At 60.9% G+C, this 19,915-nt stretch carries 17 protein-coding genes; 8 read left to right on the forward strand and 9 right to left on the reverse strand.

Annotation, left to right across the window (positions count from 1 at the left end; translation table 11 throughout):
- Positions 1-60 precede the first annotated feature (60 nt).
- The gene (locus tag HRU92_RS15605) at positions 61-1,008 is read left to right on the forward strand and encodes a substrate-binding domain-containing protein (RefSeq protein WP_172121883.1); all 948 of its coding nucleotides are present in this window, start codon (positions 61-63) and stop codon (positions 1,006-1,008) included.
- A 91-nt stretch (positions 1,009-1,099) separates the two neighbouring features.
- Here the strand turns inward: HRU92_RS15605 and HRU92_RS15610 are convergent, their stop codons facing one another.
- Complete coding sequence (locus tag HRU92_RS15610; RefSeq protein ID WP_127751640.1) at positions 1,100-1,576, reverse strand: MarR family transcriptional regulator; 477 nt, start codon at positions 1,574-1,576, stop codon at positions 1,100-1,102.
- Between the two features lie 119 nt (positions 1,577-1,695).
- Here HRU92_RS15610 and HRU92_RS15615 point away from each other — a divergent pair, with 119 nt between their 5' ends.
- Both HRU92_RS15615 and HRU92_RS15620 read left to right on the forward strand, forming a co-directional pair.
- Entirely contained in the window at positions 1,696-2,610 is a 915-nt protein-coding gene (locus tag HRU92_RS15615; protein ID WP_172121884.1) for an alpha/beta hydrolase, read from the forward strand.
- Positions 2,611-2,723: 113 nt separating this feature from the next.
- A complete protein-coding gene (locus HRU92_RS15620; RefSeq protein ID WP_349236659.1) occupies positions 2,724-3,926 on the forward strand; it encodes an MFS transporter in 1,203 nt (400 codons plus the stop codon).
- A 225-nt stretch (positions 3,927-4,151) separates the two neighbouring features.
- Here HRU92_RS15620 and HRU92_RS15625 read toward each other — a convergent pair whose 3' ends face one another.
- From HRU92_RS15625 to HRU92_RS15635, 3 genes are all read right to left on the reverse strand, one after another.
- The gene (locus HRU92_RS15625; RefSeq protein WP_172121885.1) at positions 4,152-5,663 is read right to left on the reverse strand and encodes an alpha/beta fold hydrolase; all 1,512 of its coding nucleotides are present in this window, start codon (positions 5,661-5,663) and stop codon (positions 4,152-4,154) included.
- A 79-nt stretch (positions 5,664-5,742) separates the two neighbouring features.
- The gene (locus HRU92_RS15630) at positions 5,743-7,275 is read right to left on the reverse strand and encodes an alpha/beta fold hydrolase (protein WP_173088467.1); all 1,533 of its coding nucleotides are present in this window, start codon (positions 7,273-7,275) and stop codon (positions 5,743-5,745) included.
- Entirely contained in the window at positions 7,272-8,948 is a 1,677-nt protein-coding gene (locus HRU92_RS15635) for an alpha/beta-hydrolase family protein (RefSeq protein ID WP_172121887.1), read from the reverse strand. Before HRU92_RS15635 ends, HRU92_RS15630 begins: the two co-directional genes overlap by 4 nt.
- 402 nt (positions 8,949-9,350) lie before the next feature.
- Here HRU92_RS15635 and HRU92_RS15640 point away from each other — a divergent pair, with 402 nt between their 5' ends.
- On the forward strand, positions 9,351-10,052 hold the full coding sequence (locus tag HRU92_RS15640) for a DUF1236 domain-containing protein (protein ID WP_248307161.1): 702 nt from the start codon (positions 9,351-9,353) through the stop codon (positions 10,050-10,052).
- Between the two features lie 538 nt (positions 10,053-10,590).
- Here the strand turns inward: HRU92_RS15640 and HRU92_RS15645 are convergent.
- On the reverse strand, positions 10,591-10,959 hold the full coding sequence (locus tag HRU92_RS15645; protein ID WP_172121888.1) for a hypothetical protein: 369 nt from the start codon (positions 10,957-10,959) through the stop codon (positions 10,591-10,593).
- 308 nt (positions 10,960-11,267) lie between these two features.
- Here HRU92_RS15645 and HRU92_RS15650 point away from each other — a divergent pair, with 308 nt between their 5' ends.
- From HRU92_RS15650 to HRU92_RS15665, 4 genes are all read left to right on the forward strand, one after another.
- Positions 11,268-11,930, forward strand: coding sequence for a response regulator transcription factor (locus HRU92_RS15650; protein ID WP_172121889.1), 663 nt, complete (start codon positions 11,268-11,270; stop codon positions 11,928-11,930).
- A complete protein-coding gene (locus HRU92_RS20890) occupies positions 11,927-13,300 on the forward strand; it encodes a HAMP domain-containing sensor histidine kinase (protein WP_172121890.1) in 1,374 nt (457 codons plus the stop codon). The genes HRU92_RS15650 and HRU92_RS20890 overlap by 4 nt, the downstream gene beginning before the upstream one ends.
- Positions 13,301-14,066: 766 nt before the next feature.
- Entirely contained in the window at positions 14,067-14,558 is a 492-nt protein-coding gene (locus tag HRU92_RS15660) for a DUF892 family protein (RefSeq protein WP_172121891.1), read from the forward strand.
- Between the two features lie 403 nt (positions 14,559-14,961).
- Positions 14,962-16,275, forward strand: coding sequence for an esterase-like activity of phytase family protein (locus HRU92_RS15665; RefSeq protein WP_172121892.1), 1,314 nt, complete (start codon positions 14,962-14,964; stop codon positions 16,273-16,275).
- Positions 16,276-16,863: 588 nt separating this feature from the next.
- Here HRU92_RS15665 and HRU92_RS15670 read toward each other — a convergent pair.
- From HRU92_RS15670 to HRU92_RS15685, 4 genes are all read right to left on the reverse strand, one after another.
- Entirely contained in the window at positions 16,864-17,628 is a 765-nt protein-coding gene (locus HRU92_RS15670) for a phosphodiester glycosidase family protein (RefSeq protein WP_172121893.1), read from the reverse strand.
- Positions 17,629-17,680: 52 nt separating this feature from the next.
- Positions 17,681-18,049, reverse strand: coding sequence for a VOC family protein (locus HRU92_RS15675; RefSeq protein ID WP_172121894.1), 369 nt, complete (start codon positions 18,047-18,049; stop codon positions 17,681-17,683).
- Between the two features lie 233 nt (positions 18,050-18,282).
- A complete protein-coding gene (locus HRU92_RS15680; protein WP_248307162.1) occupies positions 18,283-18,813 on the reverse strand; it encodes a response regulator in 531 nt (176 codons plus the stop codon).
- Between the two features lie 16 nt (positions 18,814-18,829).
- Complete coding sequence (locus tag HRU92_RS15685) at positions 18,830-19,858, reverse strand: aldo/keto reductase (protein ID WP_172121896.1); 1,029 nt, start codon at positions 19,856-19,858, stop codon at positions 18,830-18,832.
- Between the last annotated feature and the right edge of the window lie 57 nt (positions 19,859-19,915).

The raw sequence follows: 19,915 nt of genomic DNA on the forward strand, positions 1-19,915 counted from the left end.
CCGGCCCAAGTGGGCGGGGCAAAACCGGCGCACAACGCGCCACACAAGGGAGGACTACCCATGTCTATCAAGGCATTGACCCTGGCTCTGGCCGCGACCACGGCCCTCGCGGCCCCGGCGCTCGCCCAGGACCAGGTCAAGATCGGCGTTTCCATTCCGGCGGCCACCCATGGCTGGACCGGGGGGCTCAACTACCACGCCAACGAAGCCGAAAAGCGCCTCGAAGCGCTGTATCCCAATCTCGACATTACCATCGTGACCGCCGACAGCCCTGCCGACCAGGCCGGCGATATCGAGGACATGACCTCGGTGCAGCAGATCGACGCCCTGGTCGTGCTGCCCTTCGAGTCCGACCCGTTGGTTGAGCCGGTGCGCCAGGCCAAGGAAGCGGGTGCCTTCATCACCGTGGTCGACCGTGGCCTGCCCGACGAAACCATCCAGGACGTTTATGTCGCCGGCAACAACACCGAGCTGGGCGCCACTTCGGCCGAATATTTTAAGACCCGGCTGGGCGAGGGCGACAACATCGTCATCCTGCGCGGCATCCCGACCGTGATCGATACCGAGCGCTTCGACGCCTTCATGGCCGGCATCGAAGGCTCGGGCATCACTGTGCTCGACAACGAGTTTGCCAACTGGAACCGCGATGACGGCTTTGAAGTGATGCAGGACTTCCTGTCGCGCTTCCCCGATATCGATGGCGTCTGGGCGCAGGACGACGACATCGCCATGGGCGTGGTGGAAGCCGTGCGCCAGGCGGGCCGTGAGGGCGATATGTTCATCGTCGGCGGCGCCGGGATGAAGGACGTGATCAAGGGCATCATGGATGGGGACGAGTTGATCCCGGTCGATGTGCTTTATCCACCCGCCATGATCGCCACCGCCATGGACGTGACCGTCGCCAATTTCATGTCCAACGCACCGGTGCAGGGGCAATATATCCTGAGCGCGCCGCTCGTGACCCAGGACAATGCCGAGCAGTTCTACTTCCCCGACAGCCCGTTCTGATTTTCCGAAGCAGTCTCAAGATTGTGGGGCGCTTCAGAGGCGCCCCATTTTGCTGAATCAAGCGCCGCTTAGCGGCCGGCAGCTTCTCTGGTCAAGCTTCGCCGATGTCAGAGACAATCTGCCCCGGGGCAGCGAGATCGATCGGTTGGGGGCCCAGAAGGGCAACGAGGCTGCCTTCCAGCCTCGACAGTTCATCGGCGCCGATCTGGCTTGCCCATCTTGCGCGCAGTTCTTCAAAGATCGCCTCGCCTTCACGCATCACGCCGTATCCCGCTGGGGTGACTTGCACGAGTTTGCGCCGCGCGTCCGCAGGATCGTCGGCCCGGGTGAGATAGCCGCGCTCCTCCAGCAGGGCAATGGTCTTTGCCGCTGCCTGCTTGCTCACCCCTAGTCGGCGGCCCAGATCTGAAGCGTTGGAAGCGCCAGCCGCAATGGCGCGCATGGCAAAGTCATGGGCCGGACGCACATCCTCGTAGCCGCGTCGCGCCAGTTCCGCAGTGGCCGCATCGGCCAGGAAGCGGAAGCCGCCAAGAAGCAGAAGTGCAAGATCAGCGCCGGTCCGTGCCATAGCCGGAACCTACAATTGCGCGCCGGCAATGACAACCAGGTTGCCGAACCCTAGACAACGACAACTAGGTTGTCTATGTTGGTGAAGAAAGACAACAAGGTTGTCTAGCAGAGGTCGACATGGACTTTTCTCCCGTGAGCTCAACCAATGCCGCATTCAGCCACCAACTGGTGAGATTTGACGGCACCGACATCCATTATGTTTCAGCAGGTACCGCGGGATCGCCAATCCTGCTGGTTCACGGTTTTCCGGAAACCTGGTGGGCGTTCCACAAGCTCTTGCCTCTCCTCGCCGAGCATCATCGGGTCTTTGCCGTCGACCTGCGCGGTTTTGGCGGCTCCCGCGGGGCGATGCAGGATTACGACAGCAGAGCGGTGGCCGAGGATCTACACCGGTTGGTGGCTCACCTCGATGTTGGCCCCGTGCATCTGAGCGGGCAAGACATTGCTGGCGGCGGCGTTTTCCGGCTTGCTGCGACCTATCCCGAGCATGTCGCGAGTTTCACCGGCATTGAAATGGGCTTGGCTGGATTTGGCCTTGAGGCGCTTGCCGATGTTACCCTTCACCCCGGCTCCTGGCATATCGGCGTGCTGGCCGCTCCGCAAATTCCCCAGCTGTTGCTGGCTGGGCGCGAAGAGGCATTCCTGCGGGTCATGTTCAGCTCGATGTCCGCTACCGCCGAGGCCGTGTCGGACGCCGACCTTGCCGAATTCGCCCGCAGCTATTCCCGTCCGGGCGCCTGGGAAGGTGCCGCCAAACTGTACCGATCCATGCTGCGCGAAGGGGCAGATATTCGCGCCATTGCCCAAGATAAGGCTTTGACAATGCCCGTGCTCGCAGTGGGCGCGGGTGGTGGCGAGTTCACGGCCACGACCATGGCCAAGGTCAGCGCGGGCACCGTGCGATCAGTTCTTCTCGCTGGAGTAGGGCACTACCCGGCTCTTGAAGCGCCGGAGCGGTTGGCCCAGGCGATGCTGGCTTTTGTTGCCGAAGTTGATGCCAGCAGGAGGGATATTGCCAGCGCTTATTCGTGAGATGCTGCTTTTAGCAGCAGCTCGAAATGCCCTGACTGAACACAGGCAAGGACACGCGCAAGCTAACATGTTACGAGGAAAAGAGCATCCTCCCGCCGCCCGGACCTTCCAAAGTGAATCTTACCGCCAGCTCGTCAGTGACTCATCTCGCCGGCAAGACCACGCTGCCCATCATCATTGCTGTAAGCGTTTGCCACCTCATCAACGATGTCATGCAATCCATGCTGTCGGCGATCTATCCATTGCTCAAGGTCAACTATCAGCTCGACTACATCCAGATCGGGTTGCTGACGCTGACCTTTCAATGCGTAGCGTCGCTGCTGCAGCCGGCAATCGGCATGTATACCGACAAACGCCCGTTGCCCTATTCCCTGCCCGTCGGGATGGCGGCGAGCCTATTGGGTCTGATCATCCTCGGCATGGCACAGACATACTGGTTGTTGCTGATCGGTGCCGCATTCGTGGGACTAGGCTCGGCGATCTTTCATCCTGAATCCAGCCGAGTCGCCCGCCTGGCTTCGGGCGGCCGGCATGGTTTGGCCCAATCGATGTTCCAGGTTGGTGGCAATGCCGGCTCGGCCATCGGACCATTGCTGGCCGCTTTCATCGTGCTGCCGCGCGGGCAATGGAGCATCAGCCTGTTCGCTGCCGGCGCCCTGCTCGGCATATTCATCTTGTGGCGGGTGGGCAACTGGTATGCCGAGCACCAGCGCAGCAATGCTGGCAAGGCGCCCGCAAGCAAGTCGTTGATGTTCGGTCAGCGCACCACCATGATTGCGCTGACCGTGCTGACGGTTCTGACCCTGACCAAGAATGCCTACACCGCCAGCCTATCGAGCTATTACACCTTCTTTCTCATCAACAAATTCCAGGTCGGGGTGCAGGACGCGCAGTTGCTGCTGTTCGTTTATCTCGGTGCTTCGGCTGTCGGCGTATTCCTCGGCGGACCGATCGGGGACCGGTTCGGGGCCAAGTTCGTAATCTGGTTTTCAATCCTGGGGGTGCTGCCGTTCACGCTTGCGCTGCCCTATGCCGACATGACCTGGACCGTGATCCTCACCATCATCATCGGGCTGGTGTTTTCCTCGGCCTTTTCCGCCATTGTGGTCTTTGCGCAGGAGTTGATGCCGGGCCGCATTGGGTTGATCGCGGGCATCTTTTTTGGCTTCGCGTTCGGCGCTGGCGGGATCGCTGCGGCGGCACTGGGTGCCGTCGCGGATTTCACCAGCATCCAGCACGTCTTCTGGCTCTGCTCCTTCCTGCCACTCGCCGGCTTGCTGACGGTGTTCCTGCCCGATATGGGCAAGGTCAGGTAGCTGGCGGGGGCGCCAGGTGGACAGGTTTGGGCCGGAGCTTCAGGAAGGCGAATGGCCGAAATCAAATCTGTCGTCCACCGGGATGCCGACCCTGGCTCTCAACCCTACGGGTTACTTGGCCCGCCAGATACGTATTGGCTGGACGTCGGGATGGGCAGTCGGCCAATTTCGGGCAAACTGGTCAGTTCCTAGGTTACGTCGCCCGCCCGGACCACTCGCGCTCATTCATTCTTGCGCCTCTTGGATCATGTCCGCGAGCAAAGAATAAATGAGGTCGGTATTGCCAAAGATCTCCTGCGGATTAATCAGGTCGTGCGGCAGGTGGTTGGAGAACTCCAGCCGTTCGGTTGAGACGTCCGGGTCCCGCGAGCGCCACAGATTGACCAATTGGTCGGTCAACTGGTTGTTGACGGCAACATCGGCCTCGTTGAGCACAACCGAGATGCGCGCGACTGCGGGTGGCTCCCGCGCGGCATCATGCATCACCGCCTCGCCCAGCCGCATCACCTGGGCCAAGGTGTGGGTCGATGGACGAGGGAACACATAGTCGGTCTGTGGGGCGGTCACCGGCGCCAGCGGATTGATCCAGAACATCATGTTGGGCAACAACAGGAGCAGGTTGGTCGCCGCCGTGTTGGCCCAGGGCGGCACGATATAGGGGCCAAGAAAGGGCGATACCGGGACGGCCAGGCGAATGTCGGATCGGTGCTGTGCCGCCCAGGTGACGATCGTACCTCCGGCGGATAGACCGACAACCACCACGTTATCACCCAGCCCCTGCGCCAGATCGGTTGAGCTATTAGCCAGATCCACCAGGTGCTCGGCGGTGAGAGCGGCCAGGGAAACGGTGTCGGGATCGGCCTCGCCATGGCCGAACATGCGGGGCAGATACACATTGTAGCCCAATGCAAAGACCGAGCGCGCCAGCGCCTCGCCCTGGGCGGGGCAACTGGTAAGGCCATGGAAAAAGACCACGGCAATGGTGGTCTTGCGGCCATGGGTGAGGAGTTGGGAGGAGCAGCGCTTATGAAGCGCCAGTTCGCCTTCCGCCCCCCGCACCGCGTAAAAGGCCGCGAATGCCTCTTCATAGCTTTGCGCCGGCGCGGTGGCTGATGGCCTTGCGCTTAATCCCTGCACCGGCACAGGGGTGAGGGAGAGAATGACAAAGGAGCCGGTCAGGCCGACAGCAAAGATCAGGGCGCCGACCCGGGCTGCCCGACGAAGATTCCGGGAAAGCGTCCTAACAGACCGGGACGGGCGATTTCGCGCCGCGTCGTGCGGCCTGATGAAGGCAATCAGCGCCCAGGCCAAAATCCCGCCCGCCAGCCCCAGCGCCATCGCGGCGGCAAAGCCCGTGGTCATCAGGCCAAGGCCCGCAACCCAAACCACCCATTGGATGCCGCCAGTGGCCGGAGTGTCGGAGACCACCATTTCGTTGAGGCCGAGAACGACCGGATAGGACAGGGTTGCCGCCAGTATCCCCGCTGCAGTGCCGGCGAGCGGGGAAACCCTCGTCCAACTAGGCATCAATAGCCACCAAACCAACCAGCCGCATAGGAACACCCCGGCAAGCAGCACCGGCCAGGGCACGCTCCCCGCCCTGTTGGGAACGGCTCCTCCGATGTTGAGACCGAGTAATGGGGCCAGCCCCAAGGCTAAAAGGGCGAAAAGCAGTCCGGCGGCAAGGGTCCAGGGGAGGTACCAAGCGGCGCGGCGTTGAGGAGCGTCTGTTGACATCAATAGGCTCCCCACCCGATGCAGGCAGGCAAGGCGGGGCCCATACTGAACAGTGCTGCCATGGTGCCCACGCCCAAGCTCATTTGCTATCGACCGCAATCATGTCGAGCAGGATTGGGTAGACAATGCTCACCCCGCCATGCGGTTCGCGCGGGTCAATCACATCATGGGGCAATCCGTCCGCCTGGGGCAGGAATCGCAAGTCCACTGTTCGTCCATCCTCGCGCCACTGCGCCACCAACTGCTGGGCCAGTGCGTTATTGACCGAGTGATCTGCCTCGTTGAGGAGAACACCGATGCCCTGCGCAGCGGGGGCTTCCCACGCCGCCTGGGCCGCAGTGATCCGCCCCAGGCGCATCAATTCGGCCACGGCGCGGGTAGCAAAGCGTGGATAAACATAGGGCATGCGGGGGGAGCTATAGGGCGTTTCGGGGTTCCACCAGAGCATCATATTGGGCAAGAGGAGGAGCAGGTTCGTTGCGGCCTGCGTTGCCCAAGGCGGCAAGAAGGCCGGCCCAAGAAAGGGCGCCACCGAGATTGCACCCGCCAGGGTGCTGTCGTTCTGTGTCTCGAAGGTGGTGATCGTTCCCCCTGCCGAAAGGCCGGTGATGATCACCTCGTCGCCCAGGCCCTGCGCGAGAGCAATGGCAAACTCGGCTGTATCGACGAAGTCTTCGGCGGTGACACTGGCCAATGCCAAGGTGAGCGGATCGGCTTCGCCATGTCCCGGCAGGCGGGGTACGAGGACGTTATAGCCAAGGCCGAAGAGCCGGGAAGCCAGTTCGTCGCCTTGGGCCGGGCAACTGGTCAAGCCGTGGAAATAGATCACGACCCCCGCGACCTTGTCCCCATGCGTTTGCAACTGCGAGCGGCATTCCGGCCGCAGCGGCAGAGTGGCTTCCTGCGCCTGGATGACGGCAAAGCCGGCCAGGGCCTGCGCATAGCTTTCAGCCGGGCGAGGGGGCGTGCTTGCGGCGAGCTGAGGGGTGGGCAGCACGGTCAGCCCGACAAACACGGCAACTAGTGTGACCACTGCGAAGGCGGCGCAGAAGACCAGGCCTCGAAACATCCGCCGCAACAGGCCCACTTCCCGCTTCGTTCCGCGCGTCGACGGCGCGAGGTAAACGGCAGAGCGGCGCTGCAGGAAGGCGATCAGCATGCCTGTCAGTGCCAGCGCGATGGTAGAAGCAAAGCCGGTGGTGACCAAGCCCAACGCGGACTGAACCAGAACATAGCCGAGTTGGCGCAGCAGGGACGCAAGGTCTGCGGCCACGCGCGCGTCCGAATGGAGGAACTCGGCCAGCAACAGCACGGCAGGATAGGAGAAGCAGGCCACCAGCACGCCCGCGACAGCGCCCCTGACCAAGCTGACCTGCCCCGGCCGAATAACAAGCAGCCACCAGACTAGAGAGCCACAAAGGAAGACACCGAGGAGAATATTGGCGACGGTGATTTCGCCGCTATTGCCCAAGGCTGCCGGGTTAATCCGCAACTGGGCGGAGGCGCTCGCGAGCAAGGCGGTTACAGCAAAGGCGAGGCCAGCAAGGAGGCTCCAGAGCCAGCGCTGTGCCGCCAAAGGGCGGGCAGAATTCTTTTCCACGCTCGTGCTCATGGCTTGCCTGCCGGATAGGAGGCCATGCGTTCCTTGAGTTCGGCAATGCTGGCATCGTTCCAGCCGGGCGGGTCGACGAGGGCGCGCCAGGCGTCGATGTAATCATCGATGGCGTAGTTGTGGCCATAGCCGATCGGGGAGGTCTGGGCGAGAGCCATATCCATGCCCAGTTGCAGCCAGGTGACCAGGGGATACCAGGTCAGGGCCGAGGACACCCCCGGGCCGCGCTGGCCGATCATCCAGGCCGGTTCGGTGCGATAGCTCGACCATTCGAAAAAGACGATGGGGTCGCTTGGATATTGCAGAAAGGCGATCCGCAGCGGTCCCCAAGGGGTGCCAGGGTCAGCCAATTCTGCGCCGCGATTGGCAAAGCGTACCGTCGATGCATTGCCAAAGCGGGGCCGCCATTCGGGGGAGCCGGGATCACGATTGGCGGTGGCATAGCCCCAGATGGAACTGGTGAAAGGCGGGCCTGCCCAAAGTGCACCATTATAGGGGTCGGCAAAGAGGTCAAGGATCTGCGCCGAGGCCTGGGAGCTATTGGCCCCAAGGCTGAGGCCATTGAGATAAAGCCTTGGCCGAGTATCGCGTGGTAGCTTGGTCCAGTATTGATAAACGATAGAAAAAAGGGCCTGGGCCGCCTCTGTGCCGTATTCAGGTTGAACCACTAGGGAAAGCGGACTGGTGAGATAGGAATATTGCAGCGCAACGCTGGCGACGTCCCCCGCCATCAGATATTCGAGGCTATCAATGCTGGGCGGATCCACCCAGCCCGTGCCGACCGGCATGATGACAACGAGCACGGACCGGTCGAACGCGCCCACTCGAAGCATTTCCTCCAAAGCGAGGCGGGCGCGCTCTTCAAGGGTCGCAGCCGAGCGCAGGCCGACATAGACACGCAGTGGCTGTTCGGCAGGCCGCCTGATCATGGCGGCGATAGCAGACTGGCTGGGGCCCGACTGCACATAAACCCGGCCATCCCGCCCGATCGTGTTCCAGGCCACGAGCGAAGCGGCGCTGCCTGACTGGAGCGGATTGGCGGGTGGTTCGCCAAACTGGCCCGCGACCTGGTCAAGCTGCTCAAAGAAGCGGTCCGCCGAAGCGAGGGAAAAGCGCAGCAGCACGCCATTGAACAGCACGGCGGTGACCACGCCTACTAAGGTGATACCCAAGAGGAGCGCCACCCGACGTGGCACATAGCGCTTCATCCGCCGCGCCACGGCCTGGACACTGTGGACAAGGAGGGTGCCCAGGGTAACCAGCACAACGGCGGGCAGCAGCGCTACGAGCACCACCTGAAACGGGTGGCCGCGATGCACGGGTGGCTCGCCCATGGCTGCGCGCACCGAGTTTTGCCAGGGCACGATCTGCACCAGGCTGTAAAGGACCAATGCGGCGCAAAGCACGGCGACAAGGAAGCTGACAAGGCGCGTATAGGCGCCAAAAGGGCGGCCGAGCTCGATATAGTCCCACAGCCACTGCAGCGTCGCGCCAATGGCGTAGCCGAAGGCAAAGGTGGTGCCCGAAAGCAGGCCTTGAATTGGGGGTGTTCTGGGCAGCAGCGAAGGGGTTAGCGACAAGCAGAACAGGATCACCCCAACCACAAGACCTGCTCGGGACAGATTGCGATCGATCAGGGGCAGCAGCGAGGTCGCCCGCAGGGCTTTTTCCATGGCGTCATCCCTCCACTTGCGACCCCGCTCATGGTTCCTGATGGATTGTTCCTTGCCGTCCAGATGTGATTGGCCAGCTGCGGCCGGTCAATGAATGGCTTCAAAGCGGGTGAACAGGGGTAGTGTTTGTGTCCGGCAGAATTGCTCGACCGTGGATAGAAATTTTAGCGTAATTGCTTCGCCTCAAGCTAAGCAATCGGAAGCTCAAGCCGATGTGCGCCGCAGGTAGCCGCAGAATGGGGGCCGGTCGCTGGCCCGAGTGGCAGCTTCAGCCGCACTGGTAGCGCTGGTTGGATGACAATACCCTTACACGCAACCGGAGAGATTTTCAGAAATGTTTCAAGCACTTAGTGGAACGATCGGGCTGTGTAAGGGTTGGGTTGTGCAAACAAGAGAACCACAATGAACAAGCTCCTCACTTTCATGACCGCTGCCACTCTGGCGACCACCGCCTTTGCTGGCATCGCTGCGGCGCAGAGCCCGACATCAACAGCCACGACCACAGCCACAGCTGCAACGGATCTCACCATCCGCTCCGGTCCCGGGCCGCAATATGCGTCAGTAGGCTTCATTGCCGCTGGGGAGAGCGCGACGGTGGGTGGTTGTCTGCAGGGCAGCAAGTGGTGCCAGGTCAGCTATGATGGTGCCACCGGCTGGTCCTATTCGGATTATCTTACGGCCGATCTTTCGGGCGAAGCTGTGGTGCTGACGGAGCGTTACTCCGATGTGGGGCTTGCGACCGTCACCTATGAGGATGAAGGTGCTGCTCCCGGCGGCGCGGCAGCTGGTGCAACCAGCGGTGCTATCGTTGGCGCCCTTATCGGCGGCCCCATCGGCGCGGCCATTGGTGGTGTTGTCGGTGCAGCAAGCGGCGCCACCGCCGGTGCAGTGATCGATCCGCCGGAAGTCGCTCGCACCTACATCACCTCCAACCCCAAGGAGTCAGTTTATCTGGATGGGGAGGTCGTGATCGGCGCCGGTGTTCCTGAGACGGTGACCCTGCAGGCTATCCCTGAATACACGGAATACCAGTACGTCTACATCAACGGCCAGCCCGTTCTGGTTGACCCCGCCACCCGCCAGATCGTCTACGTCGTTCGCTGATCACGCGCCGGCTGGTTCAGATAACCGGCCGGCTTCCTCTCGACTGCGCTGCCTCTCTTTTCACCTCTGGTGGTGTGTTGAACTGCTCGGGGCCGTCGCTGACTGCGGGTAAGCGGCTCAAGCGCTACAGCCTATGCGGGTTGAAAACCCAGGGGCCGCGCGGTTCCTGGTCCCGCAAATTTCAGATTCGGCAGGCGAGACCATGCGGCTTTCCCGCTACCCGAGGCCCGCTCCGAACTTGCCTGCGGCTTTGCTCTCCAACTTCAGAACAGGGCCGACCCGCGAGCGCGTTGAGACGTAAGTGTCTTCCCACGATGAACCCGGCATGCCCTCGCTGAGGCGGATCCGCGACCTGCCAATGGTCAGCTGATTGGTCAGTAAAACGGCACCAGAAGCGCGGGGGGATACTTCTGGCGCCGTTTTCTAGCTGACGCTCCAAGAATGGGCAATCCAAGAAGGCATGGGACCTTGGAAGTCAACGCTACCACCATAACCCACCTGCCGTGACCCATCGGTGATAGGCTTTGTCAGGTGTTTGTCAGGCAACAAGGGGTACAATTTCGTTATGCCAATTCGCACCCTCATTGCTGCGCTTGCTCTTTTCGCCCTGCTTGGCCAGCCAAGCTGGGCGCAAGGCAATGGAAATGGAAATGGGAATGGGAATGGGAATAGTGGAGGGGAAAGCCGGGGCAGCGACAGCGGGACTGGCGGGAACTCCGGTGGAGGGAACGGAAACGGAAATGCTGGTGACCGGGACGGCAACGGCAATAATGGCAACGGCAATAATGGCGGCGGCAATAATGGCGGCGGCAAGGGGAACGGCAATGGCAATTCGGGTAGTGCCGGGGAAGCAGGTCCGTCCAATCCGGGCAACGAAAACGCTGGGCCTGGCAACAATTCGGGCCATGGGGGAGGAGGGATTGGCAGCAACGGGCGCGCGAACGCTGGAGCGCCGGGTCAGTCGCGATCCAGGGAAGAGCCGGTTGGGGAAAGCCCGGAACGATCAGCTCTAGAAGCAGTGCGCTCCGGCAAGGCAGTTCCACTCGAAAGCTTGCTCCCCGATGTGAGGGCCAATACTGGCGGCGAGGTTATCGACGCTGAGTTGCTAACCGTGGACGGCTTCCTGCTATACGGCATCAAGGTACTGACGCCGGCTGGCCGCGTCAGCGTTCAATATTACTACGCCAATTCGGGCCGACCCGTGAGGGACCGCTGATGCGGGTGCTGATTGCCGAAGATGACGATCGGATCGCCGAGACGCTCGTTGCGGCGTTGAGCCGCGCCGGCTTTGCCGTAGAGCGCGAAAGCGATGGTGAATCGGCCTGGTTCCGCGGGGACTCCGAGGCGTTCGACGCCATCATTCTTGATCTCGGCTTGCCGCAAATGGATGGGTTGACAATACTCAAGCGCTGGCGCAACGCCGGGCGCCTGACGCCGGTACTGATCCTGACGGCGCGGGGCCAGTGGGAAGAACGCGTTGACGGCATCGAGGCGGGAGCTGATGATTACGTGGTCAAGCCCTTCCACATGATGGAGATCATCGCCCGGATCCGCTCCCTCGTTCGAAGGTCCGCGGGCCTTGCCTCCTCGCGCATTGCCTTTGGGCAATATCTGCTCGACACGCGCACCATGCAGGTCACCAATAATGGCACTCCCGTTGATCTGACGCCGCAGGAATTCAAGCTGGTTGCATACCTCGTGCACCAGCGCGGACGGGTTGTGTCGCAACTCGAGATCACCGAGCACATCTATAACCAGGATTTCGAGCGGGACTCCAATGCCATCGAAGTTCTTGTCGGGCGCGTACGCAAGCGTTTGGGCCCCAATGTGATCAAGACCAGGCGTGGCTTCGGCTATGTGCTGGGTGACGAGGGGTGAGACCCAGATCACTTCGCCTGCGCATGATGGGATTGGCCCTGATCTGGGTGGTTCTGTCCCTTCTGGGCGCAGCGCTGGCTCTGCAATTCCTCTTTACTCTCAATATCGAGCGCACCGCGCGCGCCGAAATGGCGGCAGCATTGAACCGGCTGGCGGCAGAGATCGTGCCGGAAGTGGCGACGCCCGCAATCGGCACGCCCCTGCCGGACCCGCTTTACTCAACCCCATTTAGCGGCCGATACTGGCAGATCGAGGCGCTCGACAATGGCGGGGTCACCCGGTCCAAGTCACTTTGGGACTTCGTACTGCCCACACCGCCGGTCGCCACTGGTGGCGAGCTACTGCATCATGCCGAAGGCCCAGAACAGCAGCCGCTAATCCTGCTGACCCGCAGACTGGAGCTGGAGACCTCGACCGGTGAGCGACCCTTCCTAGTCACGATTGGGGCGGACCGATCCGCCCTTGATGCCGCCAAAGTGGAATTCGCCTGGGACGCAGCCAAGGTGCTGGCCCTGCTGGGCGCCATTATCGTGCTGGCGGCCTGGGTCCATATCAAGCTGGGCCTCGCCCCGGTTCAGTCAGTGCGCCGCGGAGTGGAGGCGATCCGCCGGGGCGAGGTGGAGCGGCTGGAAGGGCCCTATCCCAGCGAGCTTGAGCCGCTGATCGATGAAGTCAATGAACTCCTCGCCACGCGCGATGCCGCTACAGAAAAGGCCCGCTCGCGGGCTTCCGACCTCGCGCACGGACTGAAAACCCCCCTTGCAGCCCTTACCGGAGTGGCCGAACGGCTGCGCAACAGGGGTAATCCCGCCGACGCGGACATGATCGAAAGCCTGACGGAGGAAATGGCCGAACGCATGGATTATCAATTGCGGCTCGCCTCCCTGCGCGTGCGAACCGCCGCCCATGCCGCCAGCGCGTCCCTGAACACCGCGGTGATCCGCACAATGACAGTGCTCAAGAAAACCGGCCACGGCGAACATCTGCACTGGGTGGCGCAACTGGGCGATGATTGTGACGTCGACATGCACCGCCAGGATCTGCTGGAGCTGGTTGGCATTACCCTCGAGAACGCGGCGAAGTGGGCCCATAGCAGGGTTTCGGTGCACAGCCGAAGGGATGGTGGTTTCGCGGTGCTCGAAATTGGCGATGATGGCCCGGGCATACCCCCCGAGCAGATTGCCCAGCTTGGCATTCGGGGCCGCCGACTGGACGAGAGCCGGCCAGGAACTGGCCTCGGCCTTGCCATGGCTGCACAGATTCTGGACCTGAATGGCGGCTCAATGCAGTTCGGCCGCGCCGATGCAGGTGGGCTTTGCGTCACACTACGAATGCCGCTTTCGCTAGCTCGACGCCGCGCAGGACCTTAAGCGGCCGCGACTGCTTCGTCTGGAGTGTAGGCGTTCTGGTTTTGATTGGCCGCTACGTCAGCTGCGGGCGCTTGCCCCAATTGGGCGCTGATGATGAGCCCTGCCGCAGCAAGGCAGCCAAGGGACAAACAGCAAAGGATCATAAATGCGGTGACCATGAGAGTGCTCGCTTGCGAATAAGGATCGGCCTGACCAAGAAGGACGAAGCCTGGTTTTATCCAGGCATGACGGAAGAACGAAGCAAACTCGCCAGCGGTTGCGTGTATTTGTTAATTGTCTATCCGTGTGTAGCCTGACAAATCGATAACCGGACCGTCATGATCATGACAGGAAGTGCGCTGCCAAAACAATACCGAAGTAGTGCGTTAATATATATCATTCGCCATCGACGATTAATCAACGAACGACACAGTGCGTTAAGCCGTATATTGTAGGCGTCTCTCCGGACGCTGTTCCACTAAGATGTGTTTGGTTATCACGCCCTGGTCGAACCTACGGCTCGAGCAGCCTGGCAATTCGGAGCGGAGCCAACTTGAGCAGCTATTCCACTGCAGGCGAGTAGTTAAGGGCATGCGTGTCCATCGCAGGCATGCAAGCGTTGACGCGTGTGCTTACAATCTAGTCTGCGCGAGCGCCGGAGAGCATCAGCCCCGGGCGTGGCAGCGCTGCAGTCATTGCCTCCTATGATCTAAGTGCAAGCCCAGGCAACGTTTCCGCACCTGTCCAGTTGACCAACACCCCTATCGGTTCAATCTGGGACATGAAAATGGCAACGGAAAAGACACTCAGCGACGCTTTCTACGAAGCTCTCAAGGATGTTTACTTCGCCGAGCGCACCTCGGTGCGGGCACTCAAGAAGGCCGCGAAAGCCGCCAAGCAGCCCGAGCTCAAGCAAGCCCTGGAAAAGCATGGCGAAGAAAGCGCAGAACAAGTCGAGCGCCTTCAGCAGGTGTTCGAAATCTTCGGAAAGGCGGCGCGAGGCAAGACCTGCGAGGCTATCCAGGGTTTGATGGCTGAAATGGAAGAGCATCTGGAGGACTTCAAGGACAGTGAAGCCTCGGATGCCGTTCTTATCGGGAGTGCCCAGGCAATGGAGCACTACGAGATTGCTCGTTATGGCATGCTGAAGTCATGGGCGCAGCAGTTGGGACTGCAGGATGCTGCGGACTTGCTGGAGCAGACCCTCAACGAAGAAAAGAACGCAGACCAGTTGCTCACTGAACTTGCGGAAAGCTCCGCGAACCAGCAGGCCGCTTAACCGGAGCTAGCTCAACACCGATTTGGGCCCGCTTGCCTCGGCAAGCGGGCCCACTGTTGCTCAATGAGCATCGCGCGTCCGCGCGCTCTGCCCATACCAGGCTCAGGAATGGGGAGCTAGCCGACGAGATCATTGCATCATGCGTCGGACGTGTGCCCCACCACAGACGGGAACAGCTGCCGTTTAAACGACGGCCGGGCCGATCCCGCGTATGAGGCGAATTCGGCGGCTCAGGCTGCCGCCAATCTTGAGAGCAGCCCTGCCGCGTGCCCAATTGCATCACTCGAACCCAGCACACGGTGGCAGCGGCTCGCGTGGTTTATGACAGGGCTTTCATGCCGTTGTGATGGTTGCGACATGCGAGGTGACTAGGAAGAAGCGTCAGTTTCTCCTGGAGAATACAATGCTTAAAGCTCTCGCGCTTGGCGTCAGCCTCAGTTGCCTTTCCGCTCTCGCCCTGGCTCAGGACGGCGCAGAAGGTCCGGCAAAGTTCGACGCTGTGCTCAAGGCTCATGCGCAATTGCCCGCCCAGACATTCCTCCCGGTCCCGGCCGACGCGCCTCCCGGCCTTCAGCTTTCGGGCCGTTTTACCTCTGGCACGCGGGTCGAGACGCCTTACGGCTGGGACAATCCGGCTTCGGGTATTGCTATGCCTTTTCCGGGTCAGCCCCTCCAGGGCATGAGCGGCGTGCGTTCGCTCGGCAATGACCGCTTCCTGTTTCTGACGGATAATGGCTTTGGCAACAAGGCCAACTCCGCCGACGCGATGCTGATGTTCAACATGCTCAAAATGGACTGGACCGCCGGCAAGGTTGGTATCGAGGAAACGATCTTCCTCAAGGACCCCAATCGGGTCGTGCCGTTCCCGATCGTCACCGAACATAGCGACAGCCGGTATCTTACCGGGGCTGACTTCGACCCTGAGTCGATCCAGCCTGTGGGCGAAAACTACTGGATCGGCGACGAGTTCGGCCCTTGGTTGATCGAAGTTGACGGCGAGGGCGTCGTGTTGCAGGTCATCAAGACCAATCCTGGCGGCATCGACTACAGGTCTCCGGACAACCAGTTTACCTCGCAGCCTGCGGCGGGCGCGACCGTCACCGGTATCAACACCGGCCGCTCCGGTGGCTACGAAGGCATGGCGCAGTCAATGGACGGGAAAACGCTGTATCCACTGCTCGAAAAGCAGTTCTACGATGAAGAGGCGGGGTCGCTGGAGACCGTAGACGGGCAGCCGGTTATTCGCATGCTGGAATTTGATGCCGCTGGCGCATCCTGGAGCGATACGGTTCGCCGCTATCCGCTCGATGATGCCGGCCACGCCATCGGAGACTTCAACCTATTTGAGGGCACCCGTGGCCTGATCATTGAGCGTGACAATAATGAAGGTGACGATGGTCGCGAAAAGGCCGCCGCCTTTAAGCGCATCTATCTGGTTGATCTCGCCCGTGCAGACGAGAACGGCGTGCTTGAAAAGATCGCCTATATCGACCTGATGGCCATTCAGGATCCCGATGGCATTGCCCCGCGCGGCAGCAAGGACGGGGTCTTCACGTTCCCATTCGTGACCATCGAAGACGTCGACTTGGTCGATTCCACCACCATCATCGTCGCCAACGATAACAACTATCCCGGCTCCACCGGTCGTGAAGCCGGCCGCGCCGATGACAATGAGTACATCCTCCTGGACGTCGCCGACTTTCTCGCCGCCCAATAGGCAAATTGCAAGGTGAGGAGGTCTCCTGACCTCCTCACCTTGCTCAATCCTGGACTGGGTAGTGCCTAGCGGTTCTAGTCGCCAACGCTCTCCAGGCTGCAGCCTGGTCGTCATTTCTGCAGCGGCACCAACGCCGAGCGTTTTCTATTTACAAGAAGGGAGCCAGGGAACCGCTCCTCGTCCCGTACTCGCCTTAGATTTCTGCCGATACTGCTGACACCAGTGCCCACGCGATTACGGCGAGGCCGGCCAACAATCCGCCGCCTTGCCGCTTCTTTGGAGCCGTGGCCTGATCCTTGCTCGCTGACGGAGCGCGCACATTCTTTTGCATCGCAACCTCCTCACTTCGTGCTCGACCTTAGCGGGAACGATGATGCGCTTGCCGATGGCCCAACTCAACACACTGTTGTTCACAGTCGCTAGAGCAGGGAAGCTGATCGACGCCGGCATTGCCAATGATGTTGCTGAGTTCAGGTCCAGCCGCAGGCCGAGATCGACACCGTGTTCCGCAAGGTCTAGCTCGACCTGTTCTCTTCCTGGGGCTCTCCTGCCCGGCAGGCAATCTCTTCAACAACGCTCTGGGAGCGGTTATTTCACCAGACCAAACATCGGTCCAAAGCCACCATGCCATGAGTAGTCACGCCGACCCGAGGCTGGATCGTAGATGCCCGTGCCTCGCCCCCCATCAAGGAAGAGCGCATTGGGACACTGAAGATGATCCCGGAACAGTTCGGCAAAGTCATGGAAGTTGACATTGCCGTCGCTGATGGCGAGGCGCACTTCGCCCTCTTCGCACACACCGATGCCGCTTCGGCGGGTTCGATCGGAAGAGCCGGGGATCAGGAGCGGATGGATCTCGCCCTCGATCACCAGCATGGGGCCGGACTGGGTGGCGAAGCGGGCAGGGGGGCGCCCTGCTTGGAAGGCTTCGGTGGTTAGAACGCCCGCGCCTTCCTCGCTGAGGAAAAATACTCCGTTCGGCTTCTTGTAGAAATTGGGCACTCGGCCAGGTTCCGCGTTGACGGAGTTGGTGTTCAGCGGCCGCAATTCCTTACCGTCTTCAACGTAAAGCCCCGAAGGGGTGAAATCGGGCAAGTACATCCCGGCGTTCATCGCGAAACCCAGCTTCTCTCCTTGACTCTCCACGGCGTCAGCGAGTTCGCGAAAATGCCGGAAGGGACGCCCATCTGGGGACCGCCAGTACAGGCGCAAATCATCGCTCGCCGGGTCCACGGTGCAAACAAGGTATCCGTTGCCTGCAAATTGCTGCGATGCGCAATGTTGTGCCTGCGCGCGTTGAGACGACAGCAGCAGCAACAACAACAGGAACGTTCCTCGCAGTATCCACGCCATGCTCGTTCCTTTTGTTCTAATCGCATTGACCGCACTGATGAGGGACTGAGCCCTACGCTGGCAGATCCGACACGATCTGCAGTCGGTTGCCGAAGGGATCAAAGACATGGGCATAGGTGACCATGCCCGGTACGGGAACCGGCTCTCCGCATTCGACGCCTCTGGCCCGGAGCGCTGAGACCGCTTCAGCACAGTTCTCGACGTTCAGGACCAAGGTGGTGTGATGCGAGGCAAGGAATTCACCAGTCTCGGGCAAGGTGATCGCAAGGTTTCCGCCGCTCCCGCCAGTCGAGAATTCAACCCAGGCGATCTCGGGAAGATCATAAACGGGCTCACCGAGCCCAAATATGTCCCGGTAGAAATCGCGTGCAAGGTCAAGGTCAGGCACTGTGATGGAGACAACGTTGATGCCCTTGAACATGGCAGCTCCTCACGACTGCGTGGATCGGTCCGACGCGTCAAAGCCTGCGCAACTTTGCGGATACTGAAAGCGATGACTCGGCAGGGTTCACCATCTTAGTAGTCCGCAATGAGACAAAGTGGAACAACCGCGGTGTTGTTCGTCCACCCGTCTTGGGGCGCCTATCGTTCTTTTTGGCGATACTGGCAATTGCGGGAATGCTGCGCCAGCCGCAGAGGCAACAAGCTTGGCGGCTATGCGTGAAACTGCTCACCCGCGGCAGTGAGACGACGGATCAAGTCTCCGACCGTGTCCAAGCTATATGGCTTGCCTACGAAAACCCCGCGAGGCGGCAGGTCGTCATGCGTTACGTTGCGGTGCCCGGATGTCACTATGACCTCGATCGGCGGCCAGGCGTCCTTTACCATTGTCGCCAGCTCCAGACCATCCACATCACCGGGCATGTCGACATCGGTAAACAGGCATTCAAAGCGCTTGCCGGATTGGAAAATGGCAATGGCTTCCCTGGCGTTTGCCGCTTCTACCACCTCAAGCCCTTGATCCGTCAGCTCCTCGACAGTGTTCATTCGGAGCAGGGCTTCATCCTCCACGACTAGGACGGTGATCTTGCTGGTCATGGCTTCCTCGATGCACTGGGTACAGGGCAACGCAGGACCTGTAGGATCGATCCTTGTCGGCACAAGGTTGGTGTCCGAAGGGTCGCTTTTTGACAGGTCCGGGCGGCGGCAGCGTTTCAAGTCAACCATTTGGATCAGCGGCGGCATCCCGGATTTCTTCACCTCATCTCGAGGGAACAGGAGCATCAGCTCGCAGAAGACCGCGCGCTTTCAATTCAGCCCAGAAGGCAACAGGTATGTCCCGCAACATATCGCTGTGGTTCCGAGAGGGGTGGGCGGGTTCTACTCCCCCCGGAATAACTGAAGCCACAAGCGGATGGTGCAGGGGGAATTGCAGCGCTGCGGCGGCTAGAGAAATCTCGTGATCCCGGCAAACCTCTTCCATCCGGCGTACTCGCTCGCTCTCCTCGGAGGTCGGCTCGTGATAGTTGTATCGAGCTCCAGGGACAGGGCCCGTGGCCAGAATGCCTGATGCAAGCGGGGCGCCGACAATGATACCGACCGCTTTTTCCTCGCACAGGGGGAATTCCCGATCGAGTGCAGGCTGCTCTGCCAAGGTGTAAGGAAGCGCGACAAGGAAAAAGTCGAGCTCTAGGCATTCGAGGAACAAGGGGATGGTGCCGATCCGGTTGACCCCCGCTCCAATCGCTTGAACTCGCCCAGTTTGCTTCAGCTCCTTGAGCGCTCTGATGCCCCCGGTGGCGAGTTGGGCAAGGTGGGCCTGCACCAGGGCATCGGTGCCAAAGCTGGTGCGATCGAGATCGTGGATGATCAGCATGTCGACCCGGTTCATGCCCAGCCGCTGGAGGCTATCCTCATAGGACCGCATGACGCCCTCATAGGAGTAGTCGTGGTAGTAATCGAACGGCAGGGCAGTTGGGGCGAACCGATCCGAGCTCCGGAAGGCGCGGATATTGGCGGGCGCGACGAAGATGCGACCGACCTTGGTCGAGAGGATCAGCTCGTCGCGCGGCTTGCTCGCCAGCACCGTCCCAATCCGGCGTTCGCTCAGCCCGCGTCCATACCACGGGGAGGTATCGTAGAAGCGAACCCCGGTCTCCCAGGCCGTTTCAACTGTAGAGGACGCTTGGGTCTCCGACACTTCAGTACTGCCCAGCCCGGCTGCACCGAACCCCAGCCTGGGCAGCATGAGGTCTGACCGGCCAAGGCGTTTGAGTTCGAAAGGCTCCATGACTGGTCCTAAGAATGAGGGGGCCGTTCAATCAATGGGCTTTTCCCTCATGCGTTC

It is taken from the genome of Devosia sp. 1635 (assembly GCF_013185955.1).
Classification (GTDB): domain Bacteria; phylum Pseudomonadota; class Alphaproteobacteria; order Rhizobiales; family Devosiaceae; genus Devosia.

Coding starts and splice junctions, on each gene's coding strand:
- HRU92_RS15640 (WP_248307161.1), top strand. CDS start 9,351: ATGAACAAGCTCCTCACTTTCATGACCGCTGCCACTCTGGCGACCACC.
- HRU92_RS15675 (WP_172121894.1), bottom strand. CDS start 18,049: ATGTTCAAGGGCATCAACGTTGTCTCCATCACAGTGCCTGACCTTGAC.
- HRU92_RS15685 (WP_172121896.1), bottom strand. CDS start 19,858: ATGGAGCCTTTCGAACTCAAACGCCTTGGCCGGTCAGACCTCATGCTG.
- HRU92_RS15645 (WP_172121888.1), bottom strand. CDS start 10,959: ATGGCCCGAATTGTTGCCAGGCCCAGCGTTTTCGTTGCCCGGATTGGA.
- HRU92_RS15635 (WP_172121887.1), bottom strand. CDS start 8,948: ATGGAAAAAGCCCTGCGGGCGACCTCGCTGCTGCCCCTGATCGATCGC.
- HRU92_RS15665 (WP_172121892.1), top strand. CDS start 14,962: ATGCTTAAAGCTCTCGCGCTTGGCGTCAGCCTCAGTTGCCTTTCCGCT.
- HRU92_RS15615 (WP_172121884.1), top strand. CDS start 1,696: ATGGACTTTTCTCCCGTGAGCTCAACCAATGCCGCATTCAGCCACCAA.
- HRU92_RS15670 (WP_172121893.1), bottom strand. CDS start 17,628: ATGGCGTGGATACTGCGAGGAACGTTCCTGTTGTTGTTGCTGCTGCTG.
- HRU92_RS15650 (WP_172121889.1), top strand. CDS start 11,268: ATGCGGGTGCTGATTGCCGAAGATGACGATCGGATCGCCGAGACGCTC.
- HRU92_RS15630 (WP_173088467.1), bottom strand. CDS start 7,275: ATGAGCACGAGCGTGGAAAAGAATTCTGCCCGCCCTTTGGCGGCACAG.
- HRU92_RS15610 (WP_127751640.1), bottom strand. CDS start 1,576: ATGGCACGGACCGGCGCTGATCTTGCACTTCTGCTTCTTGGCGGCTTC.
- HRU92_RS15625 (WP_172121885.1), bottom strand. CDS start 5,663: ATGTCAACAGACGCTCCTCAACGCCGCGCCGCTTGGTACCTCCCCTGG.
- HRU92_RS15660 (WP_172121891.1), top strand. CDS start 14,067: ATGGCAACGGAAAAGACACTCAGCGACGCTTTCTACGAAGCTCTCAAG.
- HRU92_RS15605 (WP_172121883.1), top strand. CDS start 61: ATGTCTATCAAGGCATTGACCCTGGCTCTGGCCGCGACCACGGCCCTC.
- HRU92_RS15680 (WP_248307162.1), bottom strand. CDS start 18,813: ATGCCGCCGCTGATCCAAATGGTTGACTTGAAACGCTGCCGCCGCCCG.